24 protein-coding genes are annotated in these 22,961 nt (G+C 71.0%); 11 read left to right on the top strand and 13 right to left on the bottom strand.

Features of this window, described 5'->3' with window-relative positions; translation table 11 throughout:
- Nucleotides 1-33 precede the first annotated feature (33 nt).
- The gene (dusB, locus tag EDD90_RS36480) at nt 34-1,176 is read right to left on the bottom strand and encodes a tRNA dihydrouridine synthase DusB (protein ID WP_123977118.1); all 1,143 of its coding nucleotides are present in this window, start codon (nt 1,174-1,176) and stop codon (nt 34-36) included.
- A 131-nt stretch (nt 1,177-1,307) separates the two neighbouring features.
- Between dusB and EDD90_RS36475 the strand changes: the two genes are divergently transcribed.
- Nucleotides 1,308-2,759, top strand: coding sequence for an MFS transporter (locus EDD90_RS36475; protein WP_123977117.1), 1,452 nt, complete (start codon nt 1,308-1,310; stop codon nt 2,757-2,759).
- 23 nt (nt 2,760-2,782) lie between these two features.
- Here EDD90_RS36475 and EDD90_RS36470 read toward each other — a convergent pair whose 3' ends face one another.
- The 4 genes from EDD90_RS36470 to EDD90_RS36455 form a co-directional block, all read right to left on the bottom strand.
- Entirely contained in the window at nt 2,783-3,190 is a 408-nt protein-coding gene (locus tag EDD90_RS36470; protein WP_123977116.1) for a hypothetical protein, read from the bottom strand.
- Nucleotides 3,187-3,450, bottom strand: a complete 264-nt coding sequence (locus EDD90_RS36465) for a toll/interleukin-1 receptor domain-containing protein (RefSeq protein ID WP_185149355.1) — start codon at nt 3,448-3,450, stop codon at nt 3,187-3,189. The genes EDD90_RS36470 and EDD90_RS36465 overlap by 4 nt, the downstream gene beginning before the upstream one ends.
- A gap of 62 nt (nt 3,451-3,512) precedes the next feature.
- Complete coding sequence (locus tag EDD90_RS36460; protein ID WP_123977115.1) at nt 3,513-3,854, bottom strand: SCO4225 family membrane protein; 342 nt, start codon at nt 3,852-3,854, stop codon at nt 3,513-3,515.
- Between the two features lie 87 nt (nt 3,855-3,941).
- The gene (locus EDD90_RS36455) at nt 3,942-4,832 is read right to left on the bottom strand and encodes a helix-turn-helix transcriptional regulator (protein ID WP_123977114.1); all 891 of its coding nucleotides are present in this window, start codon (nt 4,830-4,832) and stop codon (nt 3,942-3,944) included.
- Nucleotides 4,833-4,933: 101 nt separating this feature from the next.
- Between EDD90_RS36455 and EDD90_RS36450 the strand changes: the two genes are divergently transcribed.
- Complete coding sequence (locus EDD90_RS36450) at nt 4,934-6,361, top strand: MFS transporter (protein WP_123977113.1); 1,428 nt, start codon at nt 4,934-4,936, stop codon at nt 6,359-6,361.
- A gap of 52 nt (nt 6,362-6,413) precedes the next feature.
- Here the strand turns inward: EDD90_RS36450 and EDD90_RS36445 are convergent, their stop codons facing one another.
- Complete coding sequence (locus tag EDD90_RS36445; RefSeq protein ID WP_260328351.1) at nt 6,414-8,675, bottom strand: SpoIIE family protein phosphatase; 2,262 nt, start codon at nt 8,673-8,675, stop codon at nt 6,414-6,416.
- A gap of 276 nt (nt 8,676-8,951) precedes the next feature.
- Here EDD90_RS36445 and EDD90_RS36440 point away from each other — a divergent pair, with 276 nt between their 5' ends.
- The 3 genes from EDD90_RS36440 (at nt 8,952) to EDD90_RS36430 (ending at nt 11,013) form a co-directional block, all read left to right on the top strand.
- The gene (locus EDD90_RS36440; RefSeq protein ID WP_123977112.1) at nt 8,952-9,170 is read left to right on the top strand and encodes a hypothetical protein; all 219 of its coding nucleotides are present in this window, start codon (nt 8,952-8,954) and stop codon (nt 9,168-9,170) included.
- Between the two features lie 85 nt (nt 9,171-9,255).
- The gene (locus tag EDD90_RS36435; RefSeq protein ID WP_123977111.1) at nt 9,256-10,404 is read left to right on the top strand and encodes a serine hydrolase; all 1,149 of its coding nucleotides are present in this window, start codon (nt 9,256-9,258) and stop codon (nt 10,402-10,404) included.
- A 186-nt stretch (nt 10,405-10,590) separates the two neighbouring features.
- A complete protein-coding gene (locus tag EDD90_RS36430; RefSeq protein WP_123977110.1) occupies nt 10,591-11,013 on the top strand; it encodes a hypothetical protein in 423 nt (140 codons plus the stop codon).
- On the opposite strand, the gene EDD90_RS36425 is transcribed toward EDD90_RS36430, so the two are convergent.
- Together EDD90_RS36425 and EDD90_RS36420 are read right to left on the bottom strand one after the other, a co-directional pair.
- On the bottom strand, nt 11,006-11,596 hold the full coding sequence (locus EDD90_RS36425; protein WP_123977109.1) for a TetR family transcriptional regulator: 591 nt from the start codon (nt 11,594-11,596) through the stop codon (nt 11,006-11,008). The two genes, EDD90_RS36430 and EDD90_RS36425, sit on opposite strands and share 8 nt — an antisense overlap.
- A 68-nt stretch (nt 11,597-11,664) precedes the next feature.
- Nucleotides 11,665-12,687 carry an aldo/keto reductase gene (locus EDD90_RS36420; protein ID WP_123977108.1) on the bottom strand — a complete coding sequence of 341 codons (1,023 nt, stop codon included), beginning with the start codon at nt 12,685-12,687 and terminating at the stop codon, nt 11,665-11,667.
- A 187-nt stretch (nt 12,688-12,874) separates the two neighbouring features.
- Here EDD90_RS36420 and EDD90_RS36415 point away from each other — a divergent pair, with 187 nt between their 5' ends.
- Together EDD90_RS36415 and EDD90_RS36410 are read left to right on the top strand one after the other, a co-directional pair.
- Nucleotides 12,875-13,921 carry a chitinase gene (locus tag EDD90_RS36415; protein ID WP_123977107.1) on the top strand — a complete coding sequence of 349 codons (1,047 nt, stop codon included), beginning with the start codon at nt 12,875-12,877 and terminating at the stop codon, nt 13,919-13,921.
- 174 nt (nt 13,922-14,095) lie between these two features.
- The gene (locus EDD90_RS36410) at nt 14,096-15,223 is read left to right on the top strand and encodes an endonuclease/exonuclease/phosphatase family protein (protein ID WP_123977106.1); all 1,128 of its coding nucleotides are present in this window, start codon (nt 14,096-14,098) and stop codon (nt 15,221-15,223) included.
- 112 nt (nt 15,224-15,335) lie between these two features.
- On the opposite strand, the gene EDD90_RS36405 is transcribed toward EDD90_RS36410, so the two are convergent.
- Complete coding sequence (locus tag EDD90_RS36405) at nt 15,336-16,718, bottom strand: glycine--tRNA ligase (RefSeq protein WP_123977105.1); 1,383 nt, start codon at nt 16,716-16,718, stop codon at nt 15,336-15,338.
- Nucleotides 16,719-16,903: 185 nt separating this feature from the next.
- On the opposite strand from EDD90_RS36405, the gene EDD90_RS36400 reads away from it, so the two are divergent.
- The 4 genes from EDD90_RS36400 to EDD90_RS36385 all read left to right on the top strand — a co-directional run bounded on the left by EDD90_RS36400 (nt 16,904) and on the right by EDD90_RS36385 (nt 20,019).
- Nucleotides 16,904-17,860: a metal ABC transporter substrate-binding protein gene (locus EDD90_RS36400; protein ID WP_123977104.1), complete on the top strand. Its 957-nt coding sequence runs from the start codon at nt 16,904-16,906 to the stop codon at nt 17,858-17,860.
- Nucleotides 17,861-17,871: 11 nt separating this feature from the next.
- Entirely contained in the window at nt 17,872-18,636 is a 765-nt protein-coding gene (locus tag EDD90_RS36395) for a metal ABC transporter ATP-binding protein (RefSeq protein ID WP_123977103.1), read from the top strand.
- Nucleotides 18,636-19,538, top strand: a complete 903-nt coding sequence (locus EDD90_RS36390) for a metal ABC transporter permease (RefSeq protein ID WP_123977102.1) — start codon at nt 18,636-18,638, stop codon at nt 19,536-19,538. The genes EDD90_RS36395 and EDD90_RS36390 overlap by 1 nt, the downstream gene beginning before the upstream one ends.
- Nucleotides 19,539-19,599: 61 nt before the next feature.
- Nucleotides 19,600-20,019 (top strand): Fur family transcriptional regulator, encoded by a 420-nt coding sequence (locus tag EDD90_RS36385; RefSeq protein WP_123977101.1) that lies wholly within the window; start codon nt 19,600-19,602, stop codon nt 20,017-20,019.
- Nucleotides 20,020-20,296: 277 nt separating this feature from the next.
- Here EDD90_RS36385 and EDD90_RS55820 read toward each other — a convergent pair whose 3' ends face one another.
- From EDD90_RS55820 to EDD90_RS36365, 4 genes are all read right to left on the bottom strand, one after another.
- On the bottom strand, nt 20,297-20,857 hold the full coding sequence (locus tag EDD90_RS55820) for a hypothetical protein (RefSeq protein ID WP_185149353.1): 561 nt from the start codon (nt 20,855-20,857) through the stop codon (nt 20,297-20,299).
- Between the two features lie 84 nt (nt 20,858-20,941).
- A complete protein-coding gene (locus EDD90_RS36375) occupies nt 20,942-21,793 on the bottom strand; it encodes an isoprenyl transferase (protein ID WP_123977100.1) in 852 nt (283 codons plus the stop codon).
- Between the two features lie 17 nt (nt 21,794-21,810).
- Entirely contained in the window at nt 21,811-22,560 is a 750-nt protein-coding gene (recO, locus tag EDD90_RS36370) for a DNA repair protein RecO (RefSeq protein ID WP_123977099.1), read from the bottom strand.
- A gap of 49 nt (nt 22,561-22,609) precedes the next feature.
- Nucleotides 22,610-22,834, bottom strand: coding sequence for a hypothetical protein (locus tag EDD90_RS36365; protein ID WP_260328833.1), 225 nt, complete (start codon nt 22,832-22,834; stop codon nt 22,610-22,612).
- Nucleotides 22,835-22,961 lie beyond the last annotated feature (127 nt).

Genomic DNA, 22,961 nt, shown 5'->3' with positions numbered 1-22,961 from the left:
GGAAGAACCGGCCGAAGTGGAACCGGCGGTTTCTCAGCCGCCGGAGGTGTCGAGTTCGGCGTCCTCGCCGATCCCGGCGCAGTCGTAGGGGTCCTTCAGCCAGCCGTCCGGCAACACCACCCGGTTGTTGCCGGACGTACGGCCGCGGGGCCCGTCGGCGCCCGTGGGCCAGGGCTGGTCGAGGTCCAGCTCGTCGAGGCCCGCGCGGAGTTCCGCCAGCGACGACGTAATCGCGAGGCGCCCCCGCATCTCGCTGCCGACGGCGAAGCCCTTCAGGTACCAGGCGACATGCTTGCGGAAGTCGACGACGCCCTTGGACTCGTCGCCGATCCACTCGCCGAGCAGGGTGGCGTGCCGGACCATGATGTCGGCGACCTCGCGGAGCGCCGGCTTCCGGATCTCCTGTTCGCGGCCCTCGAAGGCGGCGACCAGGTCCGCGAACAGCCACGGCCGCCCCAGGCACCCGCGCCCGACCACGACTCCGTCGCAGCCCGTCTCGCGGACCATCCTGAGCGCGTCCTCGGCCGACCAGATGTCGCCGTTGCCGAGGACCGGGATCTCCGGGACGTGTTCCTTGAGGCGGGCGATGGCCTCCCAGTCGGCGGTTCCGCCGTAGTGCTGGGCGGCGGTGCGGCCGTGCAGGGCGATCGAGGTGACGCCCTCCTCGACGGCGATCCGGCCGGCGTCGAGGAAGGTGATGTGGTCGTCGTCGATGCCCTTGCGCATCTTCATGGTGACCGGGAGGTCCCCGGCGCCGGAGACGGCCTCGCGGAGGATCGCGCGGAGCAGGTTGCGCTTGTACGGGAGGGCCGAGCCGCCGCCCTTCCGCGTCACCTTGGGGACCGGGCAGCCGAAGTTCAGGTCGATGTGGTCGGCCAGGTCCTCTTCCGCGATCATGCGGACGGCCTTGCCGACGGTGGCCGGGTCGACGCCGTACAGCTGGATCGAGCGCGGCTTCTCGGTCGCGTCGAAGTGGATCAGCTGCATGGTCTTCTCGTTGCGCTCGACCAGCGCCCGGGTCGTGATCATCTCGCTGACGAACAGGCCCTTGCCGCCGCTGAACTCCCGGCACAGGGTCCGGAAGGGCGCGTTGGTGATCCCGGCCATGGGGGCCAGGACGACCGGCGGCCGGACGGTGTGGGGGCCGATCTGGAGGGGCGACGTGGGCTCGGGCATTCCTCCATTGTCGCGTACGGCGCGCGATGCTCGTCCGGCCCTGTGGGCAACCGCCCGCGGACACGCTCCGCCACGATCATGCAACACTCATTAGTTAGACGCACTATCGAAATGGGCGTACGATGCGACGCATGCCCGAGCTGAGTCCCCGCCGCCGCATGCTCGTGCTCGCGATCTGCTGTATGAGCCTGCTGATCGTGAGTCTCGACACGACCGCCCTCAATGTCGGCCTGCCGTCCATGCAGCGCGAACTGCACGCGACCACGGCGGGCCTCCAGTGGACCATCGACGCGTACACGCTGGTCCTGGCCTCGCTGCTGATGCTCGCGGGGTCGACCGGCGACCGGATCGGCCGCAAGAAGGTCTTCATGACCGGCCTGGTGGTCTTCTCGATCGGCTCGCTGCTGTGCTCGCTCGCGCCGAACCTGGAGTCGCTGATCGCGTTCCGCATGGTCCAGGCGGTGGGTGGCTCGATGCTCAACCCGGTGGCCATGTCGATCATCACCAACACCTTCACCGAGCCGCGCGAGCGGGCCCGGGCGATCGGGGTGTGGGGTGCGGTGGTCGGCATATCCATGGCCGCCGGCCCGCTGGTCGGCGGCCTGCTGGTGGAATCGGTCGGCTGGCGCGCGATCTTCTGGGTCAACATCCCGGTGGGGCTGGCGGCGGTCCTGCTGACGCTGCGCTTCGTGCCGGAGTCCCGGGCGCCCAGGGCCCGCCGCCCCGACCCGCTCGGGCAGGTGCTGGTCATCGCCCTGTTCGGCTCCCTGACCTACGCGATCATCGAGGCGCCGACGGCGGGGACGGGCACGGTGCTGCCGTTCGCCGCGGTGGCCCTCGCCGCCCTGACCGGACTGCTCTGGTACGAGCCGAGGCGCGACGAGCCCCTCATCGACCTGCGGTTCTTCCGCTCGGCGCCGTTCAGCGGGGCCACCGTGATCGCGATCAGCGCGTTCGCGTCGCTCGGCGGCTTCCTGTTCCTGTCCACGCTGTACCTGCAGAACGTGCGCGGCCTCGACGCCCTGCACGCCGGTCTGTGGATGCTGCCGATGGCGGTGCCGATGTTCCTGTGCGCCCCGCTGTCGGGCCGGCTGGTCGCGAGCCGCGGCCCCCGGCTGCCGCTGGTGATCGCCGGGGTGGCGATGACGGCGAGCGCGGTGCTGTTCGCGGCGTTCGAGGCGGAGACGTCCAACGCCACCCTCGTCCCGGGCTACGTCCTGTTCGGCATCGGCTTCGGCTTCGTGAACGCCCCGATCACCAACACCGCGGTCTCCGGGATGCCGAGGTCCCAGGCGGGTGTCGCGGCCGCGGTCGCCTCGACCAGCAGGCAGCTGGGCCAGACCCTGGGCGTGGCGGTCATCGGCGCGGTCCTCGCCTCGGGGATCGGCTCGTCGCCGTACCGCCAGTCCTTCGTGACGGCCGCTCGCCCCGGCTGGTGGGTCCTCGCGGGCTGCGGCCTCGCGGTCCTGGTCCTGGGCGCCCTGACGAACGGCCGCTGGGCCCGCACGACGGCCGAGCGCGCGGCGCAGCGCCTGGAGTCGGCGGAGATCCGGCAGGTGGTGGGGGCCGGGGAGCGGGTCTAGGGGGACCGCGCACCGGCCGGGCGTCACAGCCCCTCGCGGGTGACCTGCATGAAGCGGTCGGGCTCGGAGCGTTCCTCCGCCGTGGTGTACTGCCGCCCGAAGAGACCTGTCGCGTCGCAGAACAGGCGCAGTCTCAGGCTGTTCCCCACGATCTGGGTCAGCAGGTCGACCAGGATCGCCATCTGATGTGCGAAGGCGTACCGCTGTTCCTCCTCGAACGTGTCGAACTGTTCCAGGGCCGCGGACGCGGCGACCGGCAGTTCGGCCTTGGTGAAGTATCCGGCGAGGGCAGCTCCGCCCCAGACGAAGAGCGGGTTGTCGAGCAGGGAGTCGGGCCTGAGCTGCGGATCGCCCTCACCGAGCCGGTCGAGGAATTCCAGGGCCCGCTCGGCCCACTGCTGCCTGCCGCGGGGTTCGCGGGGGTTGCTCACGATCTCTTCCAGGAGGTAGGAGAACGGCGGGCTCTGTTCGCCAGCCCCTCGTTGATCTTGTCGTTCAGGCTGTCGCCCACGCGGATTTCCTGCCGGTCCAGCCAGACCCGCAGCCCCGCACGGCGCAGCGCGGCGGACAGCGGCAGGGCGACCTCGTCCTTGTCCTCGCTCGCGTAACTGATGAAGACGTCCCACGGCGGCATGTCGGCCTCCAGAACCACCCGTTGCCGGGGCAGGGCGCCCATGGTGCGCCCGGGCAAGAGGACTTGGGTATCCCCGCGATCGACCCGGTTCACCCGTTCCGGTACGTGCTGCCGACGGCCTAGTTGGCCTGGGTCGCCCGCCGGTGGCGTGCCTGGATCGCCTGCCGGACCGCCCCCAGGGCCAGGGCCTGCAGCAGGGCCGACACGGCGATCGTGGTGATGAAGAGCCAGTTCGGCAGGTCCGTGCCCCAGGCCGTCCTGCCGAGCGTCGAGACGAACAGGAAGGCGGGGAAGGTGACCAGGGGCGGCCAGAGCCAGGCGTAGTCGGGGTCGGGGTCCTCCGCCCACACCGAGTCGAAGGTCGCCTTGGCCATGACGAGGACGACCAGTGCGAGGTAGGCCGCCGAGACACGGTTGCCGACCATCAGGCGGACTACGGTGCGGGCAGGGCCGGTTGTCATCGGTCGTCCCCCTGGGGCCGGTCGTCGGTCGTGCTTCCTGCCAGCATGGTGGTTCGAACGGCCGTGCCCTGTCCTGAGTACCCGTACTCAACCGTGTTCGACGGCGGCCGTCAGCGCGTCCAGCTTCGCCAGCCGTTCCCGTGACTCCTCGTTCACCGGCACGTAGGTGACCATCCGGGCCCCGTACTCCGGGTTCAGCCACAGGTCGGTGTGGTCCATGGTGAGCAGGCCGACGTACGGGTTGAGGAACTGCTTGGTCTTGGTGTTGGGCACGCCCATCACCTCGTACCGCTCCCAGATGTCGCGGAACTCGGGGGATTCCGCCATCAGGCGTTTGACCAGCATCTTCCAGGCCGGCTCGCCGAGGTGGCCGGCCATGGCGGCGCGGAGTTTGGCGGCCATGAAGCGCCGGGTCTCCTCCAGGTGGACGATGGACCGGCGCCACTCGGGGTGGGTGTAGACGAGGATCAGGGAGTTGCGGTCCTCCGGCGGCACCGCGTCCAGATCGCCCATCAGCCGGCCGTAGGTGCGGTTGTGGGCGAGGATGTCGTAGCGGCTGTTCTGGATGCAGGCCGGGACGGGTTCCAGGGCGCGGAGCATCTCGGACAGGGCCGGGGTGATGCTCGGGCAGCGGGAGGCCGGGGTCGGGTCGACGGCGGCGGCCAGCTGGAAGAGGTGGGCGCGTTCGCTCACGTCGAGCCGGAGGGTGCGGGCGAGGGCGTCCAGGACCTGGACGGAGACCTGGATGTCCCGGGCCTGTTCCAACCACGTGTACCAGGTGACGCCGACCGCGGAGAGCTGCGCCACCTCCTCGCGGCGCAGGCCGGGGGTACGGCGGCGGATGCCGCGCGGCAGGCCCACCTGCTCGGGGGTGATCCGCTCACGGCGGCTGCGCAGGAACGCGGCCAGTTCATGGCGGCGGACGGCCGCGCCCCTGGCCGTGTGAGGGGCCGCCGTCGCACCGGTCGTGGTCGTCATGCCTCCAGACTGCCGCCTGGCGGATCCTGTTGCCAGGTACTTCTTCTACCAGGACAAGAAGACTCTGGTACCAGGCTGAGCGGCCCAGCAGGCTCGGTGTCATGACCGAAACCGTCACCGCCCGGACCTTGAGGTCCCCGTCCGCGCCACCGGCGCTCGGCGGGCCCGGCCTGTTCACCGTGCTGCTGGCCGCGGCCCTGCCCCTCATCGACTTCTTCATCGTCAACGTCGCCCTGCCCACCATCGGGACGGACCTGCACGCGGGCGAGGCGGTCCTGGAACTCGTCGTCGCCGGGTACGGCGTCGCCTACGCCGTGCTGCTGGTGCTCGGCGGCCGGCTCGGCGACCTGTTCGGGCGCCGCCGGCTCTTCCTCGGCGGCATGGCCGCGTTCGGGCTGACCTCGCTGGCCTGCGGACTCGCGCCCGGCGCCTGGTCGCTGGTGGCCGCCCGGGTCGCCCAGGGCGCCGCGTCCGCCGCGATGCTCCCGCAGGTCCTCGCCACCATCCAGGCCGCCACCAGCGGCGGCCGCCGCGCGAAGGCCATGAGCCTGTACGGCGCCACCGCCGGCCTCTCCATGGTGGCCGGGCAGATTCTCGGCGGGGTGCTGGTCGCCGCCGACATCTGGGGCACCGGCTGGCGTTCCGTGTTCCTCGTCAATGTGCCGGTCGTGGCCGTCGGGCTGGTGCTCGCCGCCCGGTTCGTGCCGGAGACGAGGTCGCAGCGGCCCGAGCCCGTCGACGGGACGGGCACCGTGCTGCTCGCCCTCTCCCTGCTCACCCTGCTCGCCCCGCTCACCGAGGGCCGGGCGGCGGGCTGGCCGCTGTGGACCTGGCTGTCGCTGGCCGCGTTCCCGGGCGTGGCCGCCGCCTTCTACGCCGTGGAGCGGCGCGCCGACCGGGCGGGGCGGACACCGCTGGTCCCGCCGAGCCTGTTCGAACTCGCCTCGCTGCGCCGGGGTCTGGTGCTGATGCTGCCGTTCTCCGTCGGCTTCAGCGGGTTCATGTTCGTGATCGCCGTGGCCCTGCAGAGCGGGGAGCACCTGGGCCCCGTCGCGGCCGGGATGGCGCTCGCGCCGATGGCCGTCGTCTTCCTGTTCGTCTCGCTCGCCGGGCCGCGGCTGATCGCCCGGTACGGCAGCCGGGTGGTGTCTGCCGGGTCGGTGATCCAGGGGATCGGCATCGTCCTCATCGTCCTCGCCGCCCGGCGGGACTGGCCGCACCTGGACTTCGGCGGGCTGCTGCCCGGGGTCGCGGTCGCCGGTGCCGGACAGGCCCTCCAGCTCCCCAACGTGCTGCGCCTGGTGATGTCGGAGGTGCCGCCCGCGCGGGCCGGCGTGGGCAGCGGCGTGATGGTCACCACCCAGCAGTCCGCGCTGGCCCTGGGCGTGGCCACCCTGGGCACCCTGTTCCTCTCCCTGATCCCGCACCAGGGCGTGCGGGACGCCCTGGTCACCACCCTGCTGGTGCAACTGGGCCTGGTGGTGCTGACGGGGCTGCTCAGCCTGCGGCTGCCCCGGACGGTGGGGTGACCGGGCGACGGCGAGCCGGCCTCACCGTCGCGGACCGTGCGCCGAGCGGCCCTCAGCTCGCGGGACCGCCCAGTTCGAACCAGACGATCTTGCCGGTGCCCAGCCGGGTCGTGCCCCAGCGCCGGGCCAGCCTGTTCACCAGGTACAGGCCGCGCCCGTGCTCCTCGCTGGGCAGGGCCCGGCGCAGCCGCGGCAGTTGCGGCACGTCGTCGCCGACCTCGCAGCGCAGCACGTCCGTGCGCAGCAGTCGCAGGCTGATCGGCCGGGAGGCGTGCCGTACCGCGTTGGTGACGATCTCGCTGACCAACAGCTCGGCGGTGTCGGTGAGTTCCTCCAGCCCCCAGCCGGCCAGGGCCTGCCGGGTGAGCCGGCGGGCCCGGCCCGGGGCGCTCGGCTCCGGGTCCAGGGTCCAGTACGCCACGTCGCTGGGCGCGATGCCGTCGAAGCGGGCGGCGAGCAGCGCGATGTCGTCGTCCCGGTCGCCCGGGCCGAGCATGTCGAGCACCTCGTCGCACAGCGCCTCCAGCGGCGGCGGCCGGTCCGGGCCGGTCAACTGGGCGGTGGCGGCGAGCTTTTCACGCAGCTGCTCGATGCCGGTCCACACGTCGCGCAGCCGGGACTCGACCAGGCCGTCGGTGTAGAGGAGCAGGGTCGCGCCTGCGGGCGCGTCCAGTTCGACCGCCTCGAAGTCGATGCCGCCGACACCGATCGGGGCGCCCGGCGGCACCGTGAGGACCTCGGTCTTGCCGCCCGGGTGGAGCAGGATGGGCGGCGGATGACCGGCGTTGGCGACGGTGATGCGGTGCGAGACCGGGTCGTAGACGACGTAGAGGCAGGTCGCCATGCGGTCGGTGCCGAGGCGCTGGGCCTGTTCGTCGAGGTGGTGCAGGACCTCCTGCGGGGGCAGGTCGAGGCCGGCCAGGGTCACCGCGGTGGTGCGCAGCTGGCCCATGACGGCGGCCGAGGTCATGGAGTGCCCCATGACGTCGCCGACGACGAGGGCGACCCGGCTGCCGGGCAGCGGGATGGCGTCGTACCAGTCGCCGCCGACGCGCGCGGTCTCGGCGGCGGGCAGGTAGCGGAACGCCAGCCGGACACCGGGCGGCTTGGGCAGGGTCTGCGGCAGCATCGCGCGCTGCAGCCGGTCGGCGATGAAGGCCTCGCGGCTGTACAGCACGGCCTTGTCGACGCCGAGCGCGGTGTGGGTGGCCAGCTGGGCGGCGACCAGGAGGTCGGCGGGCTCGAACGCCGGGCGCTCGGGGCGGCGCAGGAAGACCACCGCGCCGGTCACCCGGCGGCGGCCGCGCAGCGGGGCGAGGATCGCGTGCGACCCGGCCCAGCCGTTCAACGCGCTTCCCTCGCCGACGAGTTCGCTGAGCGCGGCGCGGGTCGCCGGGTCGTCGGCGAACACCGGCCGGACCCCGCGCAGCACCTCGGCGAGCGCACCGCCGGGCACCACCTCGCTCCAGTCGACCGCGTCCAGGTCGTCCTGCTCGTCGTCCACGGTCTCGGCCGGCCAGACCAGGCCCTCGGCGGCGGGGCCCTTGATCCGGTCGGTGCGGCGCAGCCGCAGCGTGTCGGGGCCGGTGGGGCGTTCGTCGCCGACCGGGAGCGGGTCGCGCAGATAGACCAGGGCCGCGTCCGAGTACGTCGGTACGGCGGCCCGGCACAGGCCGAGCACGATCTCGTCGGTGTCGAAGCCGCGGGCGATCCGCCGGGTGGCGGCGCCGACGTAGCGGAGGCGGTCCTCGTCCGGGGCCTTGGGCGTGGCGGCGGATCTGGCCTGCGGGGTCGCGGTGTCCTCGCTCACGCCGAGCGCGGCCTGTGTCGACAGCGCGTCGGCCAGGGCGATGTCGTCCTCCACGAAGTCCTCCCGGTCCGGTCTCCGCAGGAACACCGCCACGCCGACAACGGTGTCGGGCGCGCGCAGCGGAGCGAGCAGGACACGGTTTCCCTGCGGGAGCCGGGGTGCCGCCCCCAGGAGCTCGCGAAGGGCCTCCTCGACGTCGTCCGAACCCCGGCCGCGCGTTCTGCCGCACCGCAGGAAGCCGGCCAGCACGCTGTCGGGCAGCACGGCGGCAGAGGACGCGGGAACTCCTCCCATGACGGCGCCGAGTTCGGCCGGCACTCCGTCCAACCGCAGCCCGAGCGGCTGGGACCGGTCCTGCCGACGGTCCGCGAGGTACACGAACACCGCGTCCGACAGGTCCGGCACTGCCGTCAGGCACAACTCCCTGACGACCTGGGCCGTGCCCTCGGCACGAGCGATCCGACGGCCGGAGACGGCCAGAAAACGTTGAGGATCCGGCAGCATCGCCTCTCCGTGCCGGTGGCCGTTTCACAAGGTCGCTTTCATCTTGAGCCTTGGTCAATGCCGTGTCCAGGGTTTCCGCCGGTACACCAAATCCGGCTCCCGGTCCGGAGGTTGGCACCTGCACCCGGAACGGCCCGCTGATCTGCCGGAGCCGTACCCCAGGACACGGCTTGGCCAACTCACCGTGAAGAAATCCCCGTTGATGTTGGTCTTGCTGCACACTCCTCCCGTCGAGACGTGCCGAACGGCAGATCGGGCACTGACTCCGGAGGCGTTATGTCGCAGACCGACTCGAGCAAGGTCAGCCGCTGGGACCAGCACGGCCGGGAACACACGGTGCGGGTGCAGCGCACCGGCATCCAGCGCACGATCAGGTGTGACACCTGCGGCTGGAAGCAGGGCGCGCAGTTCCTGCCCTGGCTGAAGGCGGAGGAGCACCTGGCCGAGGCGCACCAGGCCACGGTGGACCCGGCGGGGGCCCAGCCGTCCCGGTGACTCACGACTCGCCGACGGCGTCCCGATGACTTTCCGCCCGCGTGGGAGTCGTACACACGACCGCACTGCACCGGAGGGACGACCGATGACCGCGACCCCGCTCCATGCCGCCCTGCGCCGCCGTGTCGAGGACGGCACGGTCCCCGGAGCCGTCGGGCTCGTCGCCCGGGGTGACGACGTCGAGGTCGTGACCGTCGGGGCCATGGACGCCGAGGGCTCCGCCCCGATGGCCCGGGACTCGGTCTTCCGGATCGCGTCGATCACCAAGCCGGTCACCGCGGCGGCCGTGCTGCTGCTGGTGGACGAGGGCCGGATCGGGCTCGGCGACCCGGTGACGGAGTGGCTCCCGGAGCTCGCGAAGCCGATGGTGGTCCGTACCCCCGCGAGCCCCGTGGACGACGTCGTGCCGGCCGACCGCCCGGTCACCGTCGAGGACCTGCTCAGCTTCCGCACCGGCTGGGGCCTGCCCGACGACTTCTCCCTGCCCGCCGCACAGGCCCTGCTCACGGTACAGCGGCACGACCTCCCCTTCCGGGACTGGCCGGACCCGGACACCTGGCTGTCCCGGCTCGCCGAGGTGCCGATGCTGCACCAGCCGGGCGAGGCCTGGCTGTACGGCACCTCGTCGGCCCTCCAGGGCATCCTGGTCGCGCGCGCGTCGGGCGGTACGTTCCCGGACTTCCTGGCGGAGCGGATCTTCGAGCCGCTGGGCATGCGGGACACGGCGTTCGAGGTGCCCGCGGCGAAACGGCACCGCTTCACCACGTCCTACGCCCCCGCCGAGGACGGCACCCTGCGGCTCCTGGACACCCCGGACGGCGAGTGGAGCGGCCTGCCGCGCTTCCCCTCGGGCGGTGGCGGTCTGGTCTCCACGGCCGACGACTGGCTGGCCTTCGGCCGCCTGCTCCTGAACGCGGGCGCCACCGCGGACGGCCGCCGGATCCTCTCCCCCACCTCGGTCAGCCGGATGACCACCAATCACCTGACTGCGGCCCAGCGCGAGAACGCCACGCTCTTCCTGGAGGGCCAGGGCTGGGGCTACGGCGGCCAGGTCGACGTCACCCCGGTCGATCCCTGGAACGTGCCGGGCCGCTACGGCTGGGTCGGCGGCACCGGCACCACCGCGCACATCGTCCCGGCCACGGGTACGGTCACGGTCCTGCTGACCCAGGTGGCGATGACGGGCCCGGTGCCGACACCGCTGATGCGGGAGTTCTGGCGGGTCACGGCGTAGCCCCGCCGTTACGGCATTCGGGTGACAGTGGAGGTAAGAGTCCCGAGGTCAGCACACATGTCGCCACCTGCGGACCTTACGGAACCGAAGGGCGGCCGTCACCGCTTCCCGAACCTCCCGGGTCGCCGCCGCGGGCGCCCCGGCCAAGCCTGGAGGCGTCCTCTCGTCACTCGACAGGAGCACTCCATGCACACCACTCAGCGTCAGATGTCCCGTGCCCTCGCCGCCGGCGCCCTCTCCCTGGCCCTGCTGTCGGCCGGCAGCGCCGGGGCCTTCGCCGCCGAGACCAAGCCGAAGCCGTCCCCGTCTCCGATGTCCCCGTCCCCCATGTCCTCGATCACGGTCAAGGCCAGCAAGCCCTCGGTCATGACCAATGAGCCGGTGACCTTCACCGGTCGCACCGCGGGGCTGAAGGTGGGCTGGCCCCTGGTGCTCCAGCACCGGACGAGCGGCGGCAAGTGGGTCCCGCTCAAGGTGAAAACGAAGATCAAGAACGGTAGTTCCTACGCACTGACCACCGCGTTCAAGACGAAGGGAACCGAGCACCTGCGGGTCGCGGCGGTCGGCAAGAAGGTCTACTCCCCGACCGTGACGGTCGACGTCACCTGAGGCCGCGCACCAGCAGCTCCACCAGCGACGCGAAGTCCTCGTCGGCCTCCGGCCGCTCCCACTCGCGGGCATAGCCCGGGTCGTGGAAGCGGCCGGTGGCCTGGAAGACGGTGCGGGCCGCGGCGGCCGGGTCGGGCGCGGTGAAGGCGCCCGACCCGGCCCCGTCCCGGATGATCGCGGTCAGCTGGCCGGTCAGGTCGGCGATGTGCTCGGTGACCGCCGGGCCGTTCTCGTCGACCAGCACCATGTAGGTGGCGAACAGCTCCGGGTCGGCGCCCGCCTTGCGCCGCTTGGCCTCGAACAGCGCCCGCAGCCAGGCCCGCAGCCGCGCCTCGGCGTCCCGGTCCTCGGCCACGATGCCGGACAACGCCGCCGAGGTGCGGTCCAGCCACCGCTTGGTCACCGCCTCGCGCAGCGCCGCCTTGGTCCGGAAGTGCCGGTAGACACTGCCGTGGCTGACCCCGAGCGCGCGGGCCACGTCCACCACGGTGGCCTTGGCCGGGCCGTGGCGGCGCAGCACCTCCTCGGTCGCCTCGAGGATGCGCTCGGCGGTCAGGGTCGGGGGCGGGGACGTCGCTGCCATGGCCTAGACGGTACCCGGACGGCGGTTCACGCTGCCCGGGGCCGTGATCACCGCCCGGTGCGCCATGATCACTGCTCGGTGCCGAGGGACGCCATCTGCACGGCCGGGTAGCGGGTGCCCGCCGCCGCGTCCGCCGGGACGGCCTCCTCGATCGCCGCCAGCTCGGCCGCGTCCAGGGTGACGTCCAGCGCGCCCAGCGACTCGGAGAGCCGCTCGCGGGTGCGGGCGCCGATGAGCGGCACGATGTCGTCGTTGTGCTGCGAGCCCCGGGACAGGACCCAGGCGATGGCGATCTGCGCGACCGACACGCCCTTCTCGTCGGCGATCTTGCGCAGCGCTTCGACGAGGTCGAGGTTGTGCTGGAGGTTCTCGCCCTGGAAGCGGGGCGAGTGGGCCCGGAAGTCGCCCGCGCCGAGCTGCCGGTCGCGGGTGAAGTGGCCGGAGATCAGGCCCCGGGAGAGCACGCCGTACGCGGTGACGGCGATGCCCAGTTCACGGGTGGCCGGCAGGACCTCACGCTCGATGTCCCGGGTGATCAGCGAGTACTCGACCTGCAGGTCGGTGATGGGCGCGGTGGCGGCGGCCCGCCGGATGTTGTCCACGCTCGCCTCGCTGAGGCCGATGTGCCGGACGTATCCCTGCTCGACCAGTTCCTTGATGGCGCCGACCGTCTCCTCGATCGGGACGTCCGGGTCGACGCGGGCGATCCGGTAGACGTCGATGTGGTCGACGCCGAGGCGCTGGAGGGAGTAGGCGGCGAAGTTCTTGACCGCGGCGGGGCGGCCGTCGTAGCCGAGCCAGCTGCCCTCCGGGCCGCGCAGGGCGCCGAACTTGACGCTGACCAGGGCCTGTTCGCGGTGGGCGGCGGGGGCGGTGCGCAGGGCCTCGCCGATCAGCATCTCGTTGTGGCCCATGGCGTAGAAGTCGCCGGTGTCGAGCAGGTTCACGCCGGCGTCGAGGGCGGCGTGGATCGTGGCGATCGACTCGGCGCGGTCCGCCTCGCCGTACAGCGCGGACATGCCCATGCAGCCGAGAGCGAGGGCGGAGACCTGGGGGCCGGTGGATCCGAGGGGGCGGGTGTGCATCGTCATGGCTCCACCTTGGCATGACAACTGACAGATTTCAATATCTGTCATTCCATACTCGCATCCCCGCTTTCTGGTCCAGACCTATTGACGAGAGGTCTGGACCACGAGCACTGTCATGCCTACGACACCCGTGCGTGTCCGTGCGTATCCGTGCGTATCTCCACCCCCGACCCCCACCGGGAGGCCCCGCATGTTCCGCCGCGCGCTCAGCCTGCTCGCCGCCGCCCTGGCGACCGCCTGTCTCGCCCAGCTCCCCGCGGCCACCGCCGCGTCCGCCGCCGACACCTGCGCGGTCAAGTCCCGGCCCGCCGGCAAGGTGCTGCAGGGCTACTGGGAGAACTGGGACGGCTCGGCCAACGGCGTCCACCCGCCGTTCGGCTGGACCCCGATCACCGACTCCCGGATCGCCGCCCACGGCTACAACGTGATCAACGCAGCCTTCCCGGTGATCCGTTCCGACGGAACGGCCCTCTGGGAGGACGGCATGGACTCGGGCGTGAAGGTGGCGACGCCCGCCGAGATGTGTGCCGCGAAGGCGTCCGGCCAGACCATCCTGCTGTCGATCGGCGGCGCGGCCGCGGGCATCGACCTCAACTCCAGCACCGTGGCCGACAGGTTCGTCTCGACGATCGTCCCGATCCTGAAGAAGTACAACTTCGACGGCATCGACATCGACATCGAGACCGGCCTGGTGGGCAGCGGGTCGATCGGCCAACTCTCCACGTCCCAGGCCAACCTGGTCCGCATCATCGACGGGATCCTCGCGCAGATGCCGTCCGGCTTCGGGCTCACGATGGCCCCGGAGACGGCGTACGTCACCGGAGGCAGCATCACCTACGGCTCGATCTGGGGCGCCTACCTGCCGATCGTCAAGAAGTACGCCGACAACGGCCGCCTGTGGTGGCTCAACATGCAGTACTACAACGGCAGCATGTACGGCTGCTCCGGCGACTCGTACCCGGCGGGCACGGTCGCCGGCTTCACCGCGCAGACCGACTGCCTCAACAAGGGCCTGGTCGTGCAGGGTACGACCGTCAAGGTGCCGTACGACAAACAGGTCCCGGGCCTGCCCGCGCAGTCGGGCGCGGGCGGCGGCTACATGACACCGGCCCTCGTCTCCCAGGCCTGGAAGCACTACGGCACCTCGCTCAAGGGCCTGATGACCTGGTCGATCAACTGGGACGGGTCGAAGAACTGGACGTTCGGCGACAACGTGAAGGCGCTTCAGGGCCGTTGAGCCCGGCCGACACCGGGGCGGGCGGGGTGCGGGAGGGACGGCGGAAGCCGAGCCGGCCCTCCGTTCGACAGACCCCGCCCCGGCTCCGAGAATGGAACTGCCGGCGCGCAGTCACCGGCGGCGCCTGCCACCGGCCGTTTTGTGCGGTGCTCTCGCGTCGCCGAGGAGGCCGCCATGACCATCCGGATCGCCACCTTCAACATGGAGAACCTCTTCCGCCGGCCCGCTGCCTTCCGTCTGGAGAACCCGGCCGACCGCGATCAAGTCCTGGCCGACTTCGCCAAGTTGGTCGCCGTCCTCGACAAGCCGACGTACACGGACACCGACAAGGCGGAGATCCTCCGGATCGTCACGGCGTACCGGGCGTACGAGATCTACGACCCGAAGCACCCCGACCCGAAGGGGCCGCCGCCGATCGTCATCAACCAGTCCCGCCCGGGGAAGCGCACCGGGCTCTTCGACACGGCCAGGCCGCCGAAGACCCCCCAGGACATCACCGCCACCGGCCGGGGCTCGTGGACCGGATGGGCCGAACTCGGGCAGGACGACCTCGACATGACCATGGTGCGGAACACCGGCCGGGTGGTCGCGGAGGTCGACGCGGACATCATGCTGACGGTGGAGGTCGAGGACCGGCTCACCCTGGAGCGCTTCAACAACGACGTCCTCGCGGAGGCGCTGGGCAGACGGCCCTACCCGTACAACCTGCTGATCGACGGCAACGACCCCCGGGGCATCGACATCGGGATCCTCAGCAAGCATCCGATCACGTCGGTCAGGTCCCACATCTTCGACACCGACCCCGACAACCCCGCCGACCGGCTGTTCAGCCGGGACTGCCCCGAGTTCGAGATCCAGCTCGACGGATCGCCGCTGGTGATCCTCGGCAACCACTTGAAGAGCAAGTACCTGGACGACCCGGAGCTGCGGCTGGCGCAGGCGAAGCGGGTCGCGGAGATCTACCGGGCGGCGGCGGAACGCACCCCGCACGTCCTGGTCGCCGGGGACCTCAACGACGACCCGGAGAGCGACGCGCTCGCGGAGCTGCTGGTCACCGGTGTGCGCGACGTGATGAGCCACCCCTCCTACCACGGGGAGCCCGGCACCCACGAGCCGTGCACCCGGCTCCAGGACAAGATCGACTACCTGCTGCTCCCGCCACCGCTGTGGCACGAGGTGCAGCACGTGGGCCTGGAGACCCGCGGCATCTTCGCGCCCGGCATCAAGTCCTTCGACACGGTGAAGTCGAAACTGACGGAGGCCTCCGACCACGCGGCGCTGTACGTGGACCTGGACCTGTGAACGCCGAGTTCCCCGAGCCCCGTAGGGGCGCGGGGAACTGCGCGACCAGCCAGCGACCTACCTGCAGCCGGCCCACGGCACGAGCCGGGCGGAAGCCGACCCGCTCAACCGCCTAGCACCCGATGAGACGCCCGGCGAGGTACCCCTCGATCTGGTCGAGCGACACCCGCTCCTGCTTCATCGAGTCACGCTCGCGCACCGTCACCGCGTTGTCCTCGAGCGTGTCGAAGTCGACGGTCACGCAGTACGGCGTACCGATCTCGTCCTGGCGGCGGTAGCGGCGCCCGATCGCACCGGCGTCGTCGAACTCGATGTTCCAGTTCTGCCGCAGCGCCTGGGCGAGCCCCTTGGCCTTCGGGGACAGGTCGGCGTTACGGGACAGCGGAAGGACCGCGACCTTGACCGGGGCCAGGCGGTGGTCCAGGCGCAGCACCGTGCGCTTCTCCAGCTTGCCCTTGGCGTTCGGCGCCTCGTCCTCGACGTACGCGTCCAGCAGGAACGCGAGCATCGCGCGGCCGACACCGGCCGCCGGCTCGATGACGTACGGCGTCCAGCGCTCCTGGGCCTCCTGGTCGAAGTAGGAGAGGTCCTGGCCGGAGGCCTTGGAGTGGGCGTTCAGGTCGTAGTCGGTGCGGTTGGCGACACCCTCCAGCTCGCCCCACTCGTTGCCGCCGAACTGGAAGCGGTACTCGATGTCAGCGGTGCGCTTGGAGTAGTGGGAGAGCTTCTCCTTCGGGTGCTCGTACCACCGCATGTTCTCCTCGCGCAGGCCGAGGCCCGTGTACCAGTTCCAGCGCTGCTCCATCCAGTACTCCTGCCACTTCTCGTCCTCGCCCGGCTTGACGAAGAACTCCATCTCCATCTGCTCGAACTCGCGGGTGCGGAAGATGAAGTTGCCGGGCGTGATCTCGTTGCGGAAGGACTTGCCCATCTGCGCGATGCCGAACGGCGGCTTGCGGCGCGAGGCGATCTGCACCTGGGCGAAGTTGGTGAAGATGCCCTGGGCCGTCTCGGGACGCAGGTAGGCGACGGAGCCGCTGTCCTGGGTCGGGCCGAGGTGGGTGGAGAGCAGACCCGAGAACTGCTTGGGCTCGGTGAACTGGCCCTTGTTGCCGCAGTTCGGGCAGTTCACGTCCGCCAGGCCGTTCTCCGGGAGGCGGCCGCGCTTGGCCTCGTAGTGCTCCTCGAGGTGGTCCGCACGGAACCGCTTGTGGCAGGCGGTGCACTCGGTCAGCGGGTCCGTGAAGGTGGCGACGTGGCCGGAGGCCACCCAGACCTCCGGGGCCAGGATGACGGACGAGTCGAGACCGACCACGTCCTCGCGCGACGTCACCATGTAGCGCCACCACTGGCGCTTCAGGTTCTCCTTGAGCTCGACACCCAGCGGCCCGTAGTCCCAGGCGGCCTTCTGGCCACCGTAGATCTCACTGCAAGGGAATACGAAGCCACGGCGCTTGCTCAGGCTGACGATGGTGTCGATCTTGTCGGCGGCCACGGTGCTCTCTTCATTACGACGACGGGCGACGAAGCGGCTCCTCGAAGGTGTCTGTCGGAGCGTGCTTCAGAGCGAATGCCTCAGGTTACCGGCGGGGGATCCCCCTCGACCAAATCGGTATCGCTTACCGGCCTCTCACTCAGGCTTGTTGACAACGGTTTCCATGTTTGTTGAAAATGACTCTCATGAACGTACGACGCCGCCTCATACCCGCGGCCACCGCGGCCACCGTCACCGCACTCGGCATGGCGACCCTCACCGCCTGCGGCGGCGACGCCACGGCGGCCCAGACCGGCAAGTTCGACGTCGTCGCGTCGTTCTATCCGATGGCCTTCCTCGCCGATCGGATCGGCGGCAGCCACGTCCACGTCACCAGTCTCACATCGCCCGGCCAGGAACCGCACGACCTGGAGATCAGCCCCAAGCAGATCGTCCAGCTGGAGAAGTCCGACGCGGTCCTCTACCTCAAGAACCTCCAGCCCTCCGTCGACGACGCGGTCGCCCAGTCGTCCGTCGGGACGAAGGTCGACGCGGCCTCCCTGACCACGCTGGAGCAGCACGGCAACGAGGTCGGCGGGCACGCGGCCTCGCACGACACCTCCAAGAACGAGGAGCTGACCGGCCTCGACCCGCACATCTGGCTGGACCCGGTGCGCTACGCCCAGGTCGCCGAGGGCGTCGGCAAGGCCTTCGAGAAGGCCGACCCGAAGCACGCCGCCGACTACAAGAAGAACACCGCAGCCCTGGTCAAGAAGCTGGACGACCTGAACACGCAGTTCAAGGACGGCCTCGCGAACACGAGGACCAAGGTCTTCATCACCACCCACGCCGCCTTCGGCTACCTCGCCGAGCGCTACGGCCTGACCGAGGAGGCCATCAACGGCCTCGACCCCGAGTCGGAGCCGAGCGCGGCCCGTGTCAAGGACCTGGAGACCATGGCCAGGGCCGACGGCGTCACCACCGTGTTCTACGAGACGCTCGTCAGCGACAAGACCGCGAAGACCATCGCCTCCGACGCCGGACTGAAGACGGACGTCCTCGACCCGGTCGAGGGCATCACCGCCAAGTCCCGCGGCAGGGACTACTTCGCGGTCCAGGAAGCCAACCTCAAGGCGCTCCAGCAGGCGCTGGGCACCAAATGACGGGAGACGAGATGACCGGCGAGCCCGTCATATCCCTGCGCGGGGTCACCGCCGAACTGGGCTCACGCCCGGTCCTGCGCGGTATCGACCTGACCGTGCACCGCGGCGAGGTCGTCGCGCTGCTCGGCGCGAACGGCTCCGGCAAGTCCACCGCGATCCGCACGATCGTCGGCCAGGTGCCGGTGAGCGGCGGCGAGATATCCCTGTTCGGCACCCCGCGCCGGACCTTCCGCGACTGGTCCCGGATCGGCTACGTCCCGCAGCGCACCACCGCCGCGGGCGGCGTCCCCGCCACCGTCACCGAGGTCGTCTCCTCCGGCCGGCTCTCCCGCACCCGCTTCGGCCTCTTCCACAAGGCCGACCACACGGCCGTACGGCACGCCCTCGGCCTGGTCGGCATGGCGGACCGGGCCAAGGACAACGTCGAGGCGCTCTCCGGCGGCCAGCACCAGCGGGTGCTGATCGCCCGCGCCCTGGTCGCCGAACCCGAGCTGCTGATCATGGACGAGCCGATGGCGGGCGTCGACCTGGCCAGCCAGGAGATCCTCGCGCACACGCTCCGCGAGCAGGTCGCACAGGGCACCACGGTCCTCCTCGTCCTGCACGAACTGGGCCCGCTGGAGCCGCTGATCGACCGCGCGGTCGTCCTGCGCGACGGCTGTGTCCTGCACGACGGCCCGCCGCCGCGCGCGGTGGGCCAGCATGCCCTGCCGGGCCACGACCACGTCCACCCCCACGACGAGCACACACCACTGCGCACGGGACTGCTGAGCTGATGGACTTCCTGAACTACGCCTTCATGCAGCGGGCCCTGCTCGCCGCCGTCCTGGTCGGCATCACCGCCCCCGCCGTCGGCATCTACCTCGTCCAGCGCCGCCAGGCCCTGATGGGCGACGGCATCGGCCACGTCGCGATGACGGGCGTCGGCCTCGGCTTCCTGCTCTCGACCTCCCCCGTGTGGATGGCGACGGCGGTCTCCGTCCTGGGCGCCGTCGTGATGGAACTGATCCGCTGGTACGGCCGTACCCGCGGCGACATCGCCCTCGCGATGCTCTTCTACGGCGGTATGGCCGGCGGTGTCATGCTGATCAACCTCGCGCCGGGCGGCTCCAACGCCAACCTGATGTCGTACCTCTTCGGCTCGCTGTCGACGGTGTCGGAGTCGGACGTCACCGCGATCTGTCTGCTGGCCGCCTTCGTCCTCCTGGTCACCCTCGGTCTGCGCCGGCAGCTGTTCGCCGTCAGCCAGGACGAGGAGTTCGCCCGGGTGACCGGCCTGCCGGTACGCGCGCTGAACCTGCTCACGGCGATCACCGCGGCCGTGACCGTGACGGTCGCGATGCGGGTGGTGGGCCTGCTGCTGGTCTCCGCGCTCATGGTCGTCCCCGTCGCCGCCGCCCAGCAGCTGAGCCGCAGCTTCGCCGCCACCTTCGCGATCGCCGTGGCCATCGGTGTGACGGTGACGATCGGGGGCACGATCACGTCGTACTACCAGTACGTACCGCCGGGTGCGACGATCGTGCTGCTGACCATCGCCGCGTTCATCGCGCTGAGCGTGCTGGCCGCGCCGCTGGCCCGCCGACGCGCCCGCGCGGCCGCCGCGGGGCGGCCCGCCGGGGACCCGGCGGAGTGCGCGATTCCGGCCACGCGGGGGGCCGCGGACGAGGTCGGCGTCTGACCGCCCTCAGCCAGGGCTGGCACAATGGCCCGGCAGAAGCAGTGACGTGAGGAGGCAACCGGTGACGACCGCTGGACCGCCCGTGAAGGGCCGCTCGACCCGCCAGCGGGCAGCCGTGGCGGCGTGCCTGGACGAGGTCGAGGAGTTCCGCAGCGCGCAGGAACTGCACGACATGCTCAAGCACAAGGGTGACTCGGTGGGCCTCACCACGGTGTACCGCACGCTGCAGTCACTGGCCGACGCCGGCGAGGTCGACGTCCTGCGCACGTCCGAGGGCGAGTCGGTGTACCGGCGGTGCTCCACGGGGGAGCACCACCATCACCTGGTCTGCCGGGTGTGCGGCAAGGCCGTGGAGGTCGAGGGCCCGGCCGTCGAGAAGTGGGCGGAGGCGATTGCCGCCGAGCACGGGTACGTGAATGTGGCCCACACCGTGGAGATCTTCGGCACGTGCGCGGACTGTGCGGGGTGCGCCGCGGGTTGAGCCGACGCGTTCGGGTGCGGGTGAGTGGGGGCTGGCCGCGCAGTTCCTCCCCCAGCCTTCGGCCGGGGGTACCCCCAGCGCCCCTGACGGGGCGCTTCAGCCGAGGCTTGTTTCCAGTCGCCGCCTTTTTCTCCAGCCGCGGGCAGTCGTGCCTCCCCCAGAGGGGGACCCCCAGGCGGCACGGGTGGGCGCGGGCGGCACCCTGCAAGCGCCGGTAAGCGTCCCCACCCCCGCCCAGCCCCGGCTCAGCTTCTGTCGAAGCAGCGCTCCAGTTCGTTCAGGTCGTAGAACTTGCTGCCCTTGGAAATGGGCTTGCAGCCAGCCTTGAAGGGGATCTCCTTCTCGTTGTAGAGCATCCGCACCAGGTAGTCGTCGCCCTTCCTGAAGACGTCCCACTGGATGTTGGAGGCCAGAAGAGTTGCGGCAGGCGCTTCTCCAGGCGGACCGCCGTGGCGCGGAGTTCGTCCTTGCCGCGGCCGCTGAGGTTGCCGTATCCGACCGCGCTCATGACCGCTTCGAGGGCCTGCACATCCGGGCCGATCTTCTCGCCGAGCGGGGTGAGCTGGCCGTCGGCCTGCGCCTGGTTCCAGAGCGCGAGGCCCGTGTCGCCGTCCTCGCCGTCGGTTGCGGAGCGGGAGCCGTGCCGGGAGACGTTCTCGGTGAAGACGGCGCTGTAGCCGGCGGGGGGCTGCTGGTAGGTGCGCGGGTTCTGCCCCGGGGCGTAGACGGCCTTGGTGCCGTAGCTGTCGCGGTGGGTGAGCCCGGTGTCCGTGGCGTGCGCGGGCAGCGCGCCGAGGAGCAGGGCGCCGAGGGAGAGGACGGGGATGACGCGCTTCATGAGGACCGCTCCAGAGACGGGAGACCGGGGGGCGGGGATGGATCTTCCGCGTCCTCGGCGGCCCTCATGAACGGCGGATGGCCGTCAGATGCCCGTCGGGTCCTCTTCCGTACGGCCCTCCATGGCCAGCAGTTCCTCGTTGGGGATCGCCCCGCCGAACCGCCGGTCCCGGGAGGCGAATTCGAGGCACGCCCGCCACAGGTCACGGCGGTCGAAGTCGGGCCACAGCACGTCCTGGAAGACCATCTCGGCGTAAGCGCTCTGCCAGATCAGGTAGTTGGAGGTGCGCTGCTCGCCGCTGGGCCGCAGGAACATGTCCACGTCCGGCATGTCCCCGTAGTACATGTGCTTCTGCAGCGTCTTCTCGGTGATCTTCGACGGGTCGAGGCGGCCCGCCTTCACCTCCTCGGCGATCGCCTGCACCGCGTCGGTGATCTCGGCACGGCCGCCGTAGTTCATGCAGAAGTACAGGGTGAGCCGGTCGTTGTCCTTGGTCTGCTCCTGGGCGACCTGCAGCTCCTTGGCGACCGACTTCCACAGCCGGGGCATCCGGCCCGCCCAGCGCACCCGGACGCCGAGCCCGTCGAGCTGGTCGCGGGACTTGCGGATGAAGTCGCGGTTGAAGTTCATCAGGAAGCGGACCTCTTCGGGCGAGCGCTTCCAGTTCTCGGTGGAGAAGGCGTACAGCGAGATGTTGCGGACGCCGATCTCGATCGCGCCCTGCAGCACGTCCAGCACCTGCTCGGCGCCGACCTTGTGACCCTCGGTGCGCGGCAGCCCGCGCTCCTTCGCCCAGCGGCCGTTGCCGTCCATGACGATGGCCACATGGTCCGGGACCAGCTCGCCCGGGAGCTTGGGCGGGCGGGCGCCGGACGGGTGCGGCTCCGGCGCCTGGTACTCACGCCGCTGGCGCCCCAGGATCCCGCGTACGACCATGTGCTTCTCGTCTCCCTCTAGCTCTTCTCTACATACCTGAGCGAGCGCAGCCCGCGCTCCAGATGCCAGTGCAGATAGGCGGACACCAGCCCGCTGCCCTCCCGGACGTACCGTGCCTCGGCCGCGTCCGCCGTCTCCCAGTCTCCCGTAAGCAGCGCGCCGAGCAGTACCAGGGTCTGCGGCGAGGGTACGACGCTGCCGGGCACCCGGCAGTCGACGCAGACGCTGCCGCCGGAGCCGACCGAGAAGAAACGGTTCGGGCCGGGCATTCCGCACTTGGCGCAGGCGTCGAAGCTGGGTGCGTAGCCGTTGACGGCGAGGGAGCGCAGCAGGAAGGCGTCGAGGACGAGGTGGGGGGCGTGCTCCCCGCGGGCGAGTGTCCTGAGCGCGCCCACCAGCAGCAGGTACTGCTGCACGGCCGGCTCGCCCTCGTGGTCGGTGAACCGCTCGGCGGTCTCCAGCATGGCGGTCCCGGCGGTGTACCGGGCGTAGTCGGCGACGATCCCGCCGCCGTACGGCGCGATGGTCTCGCTCTGGGTGCACAGCGGCAGCCCGCGCCCGATCAGCTCGCTCCCCCGCGCGAAGAACTGCACGTCGACATGGGAGAAGGGTTCGAGACGGGCCCCGAACTTGGACTTGGTCCGCCGGACGCCCCGGGCGACGGCCCGCACCCGGCCGTGCCCCCGCGTGAGCAGCGTGATGATCCGGTCCGCTTCACCCAGCTTCTGGGTGCGCAGCACGATGCCGTCGTCGCGGAACAGGCTCATGGCCCCATTCTGCCCTGCCGCGGAAGGGGGCCGTTCCGGAACGGAACCTTCAAGGGACCTCGCCGCGGCTGCGGGCGTCGGCGTGGGCAGCGGTCGCGCCGGTCCGTTCGGCCTGGGTCGCGGCGCGGACGGCGTCCGGGTGGGCGTCCCACTCCCGTCCTCCTCCGTACGGCCGCAGCTGCACGTAAGGACCTTCGTGCCCCATGACGATGCCCAGCCGCCCGGTGCGGGTGTCGACGGCGCAGGAGCCGACGGGCAGGTTCTTCGCGTTCACCTCACCTGGCTCCCCCGCCACTGGAAGTTTCACGCTTCGCATCACCGAGGTGGCGCTGCGTGCCTAGACTCGGCCGGAGTCTGTCCCTGCCCCGCCCTGCCCCGCCCTGTCCCGCCGTCCGGGCCCG

Source organism: Streptomyces sp. Ag109_O5-1 (assembly GCF_003814875.1).
Taxonomy (GTDB): Bacteria; Actinomycetota; Actinomycetes; order Streptomycetales; family Streptomycetaceae; genus Streptomyces; species Streptomyces sasae.
Note: the sequence above shows the minus strand (reverse complement) of the source record. Positions and strands in the feature narration are given on the sequence as shown.

Coding starts and splice junctions, on each gene's coding strand:
- EDD90_RS36390 (WP_123977102.1), top strand. CDS start 18,636: ATGGACTTCCTGAACTACGCCTTCATGCAGCGGGCCCTGCTCGCCGCC.
- EDD90_RS36460 (WP_123977115.1), bottom strand. CDS start 3,854: ATGACAACCGGCCCTGCCCGCACCGTAGTCCGCCTGATGGTCGGCAAC.
- EDD90_RS36410 (WP_123977106.1), top strand. CDS start 14,096: ATGACCATCCGGATCGCCACCTTCAACATGGAGAACCTCTTCCGCCGG.
- EDD90_RS36400 (WP_123977104.1), top strand. CDS start 16,904: ATGAACGTACGACGCCGCCTCATACCCGCGGCCACCGCGGCCACCGTC.
- EDD90_RS36445 (WP_260328351.1), bottom strand. CDS start 8,675: ATGCTGCCGGATCCTCAACGTTTTCTGGCCGTCTCCGGCCGTCGGATC.
- EDD90_RS36440 (WP_123977112.1), top strand. CDS start 8,952: ATGTCGCAGACCGACTCGAGCAAGGTCAGCCGCTGGGACCAGCACGGC.
- EDD90_RS36420 (WP_123977108.1), bottom strand. CDS start 12,687: ATGACGATGCACACCCGCCCCCTCGGATCCACCGGCCCCCAGGTCTCC.
- EDD90_RS36395 (WP_123977103.1), top strand. CDS start 17,872: ATGACCGGCGAGCCCGTCATATCCCTGCGCGGGGTCACCGCCGAACTG.
- EDD90_RS36375 (WP_123977100.1), bottom strand. CDS start 21,793: ATGGTCGTACGCGGGATCCTGGGGCGCCAGCGGCGTGAGTACCAGGCG.
- EDD90_RS36475 (WP_123977117.1), top strand. CDS start 1,308: ATGCCCGAGCTGAGTCCCCGCCGCCGCATGCTCGTGCTCGCGATCTGC.
- EDD90_RS36435 (WP_123977111.1), top strand. CDS start 9,256: ATGACCGCGACCCCGCTCCATGCCGCCCTGCGCCGCCGTGTCGAGGAC.
- recO (WP_123977099.1), bottom strand. CDS start 22,560: ATGAGCCTGTTCCGCGACGACGGCATCGTGCTGCGCACCCAGAAGCTG.
- dusB (WP_123977118.1), bottom strand. CDS start 1,176: ATGCCCGAGCCCACGTCGCCCCTCCAGATCGGCCCCCACACCGTCCGG.
- EDD90_RS36430 (WP_123977110.1), top strand. CDS start 10,591: ATGCACACCACTCAGCGTCAGATGTCCCGTGCCCTCGCCGCCGGCGCC.
- EDD90_RS55820 (WP_185149353.1), bottom strand. CDS start 20,857: ATGAAGCGCGTCATCCCCGTCCTCTCCCTCGGCGCCCTGCTCCTCGGC.
- EDD90_RS36455 (WP_123977114.1), bottom strand. CDS start 4,832: ATGACGACCACGACCGGTGCGACGGCGGCCCCTCACACGGCCAGGGGC.
- EDD90_RS36425 (WP_123977109.1), bottom strand. CDS start 11,596: ATGGCAGCGACGTCCCCGCCCCCGACCCTGACCGCCGAGCGCATCCTC.
- EDD90_RS36450 (WP_123977113.1), top strand. CDS start 4,934: ATGACCGAAACCGTCACCGCCCGGACCTTGAGGTCCCCGTCCGCGCCA.
- EDD90_RS36415 (WP_123977107.1), top strand. CDS start 12,875: ATGTTCCGCCGCGCGCTCAGCCTGCTCGCCGCCGCCCTGGCGACCGCC.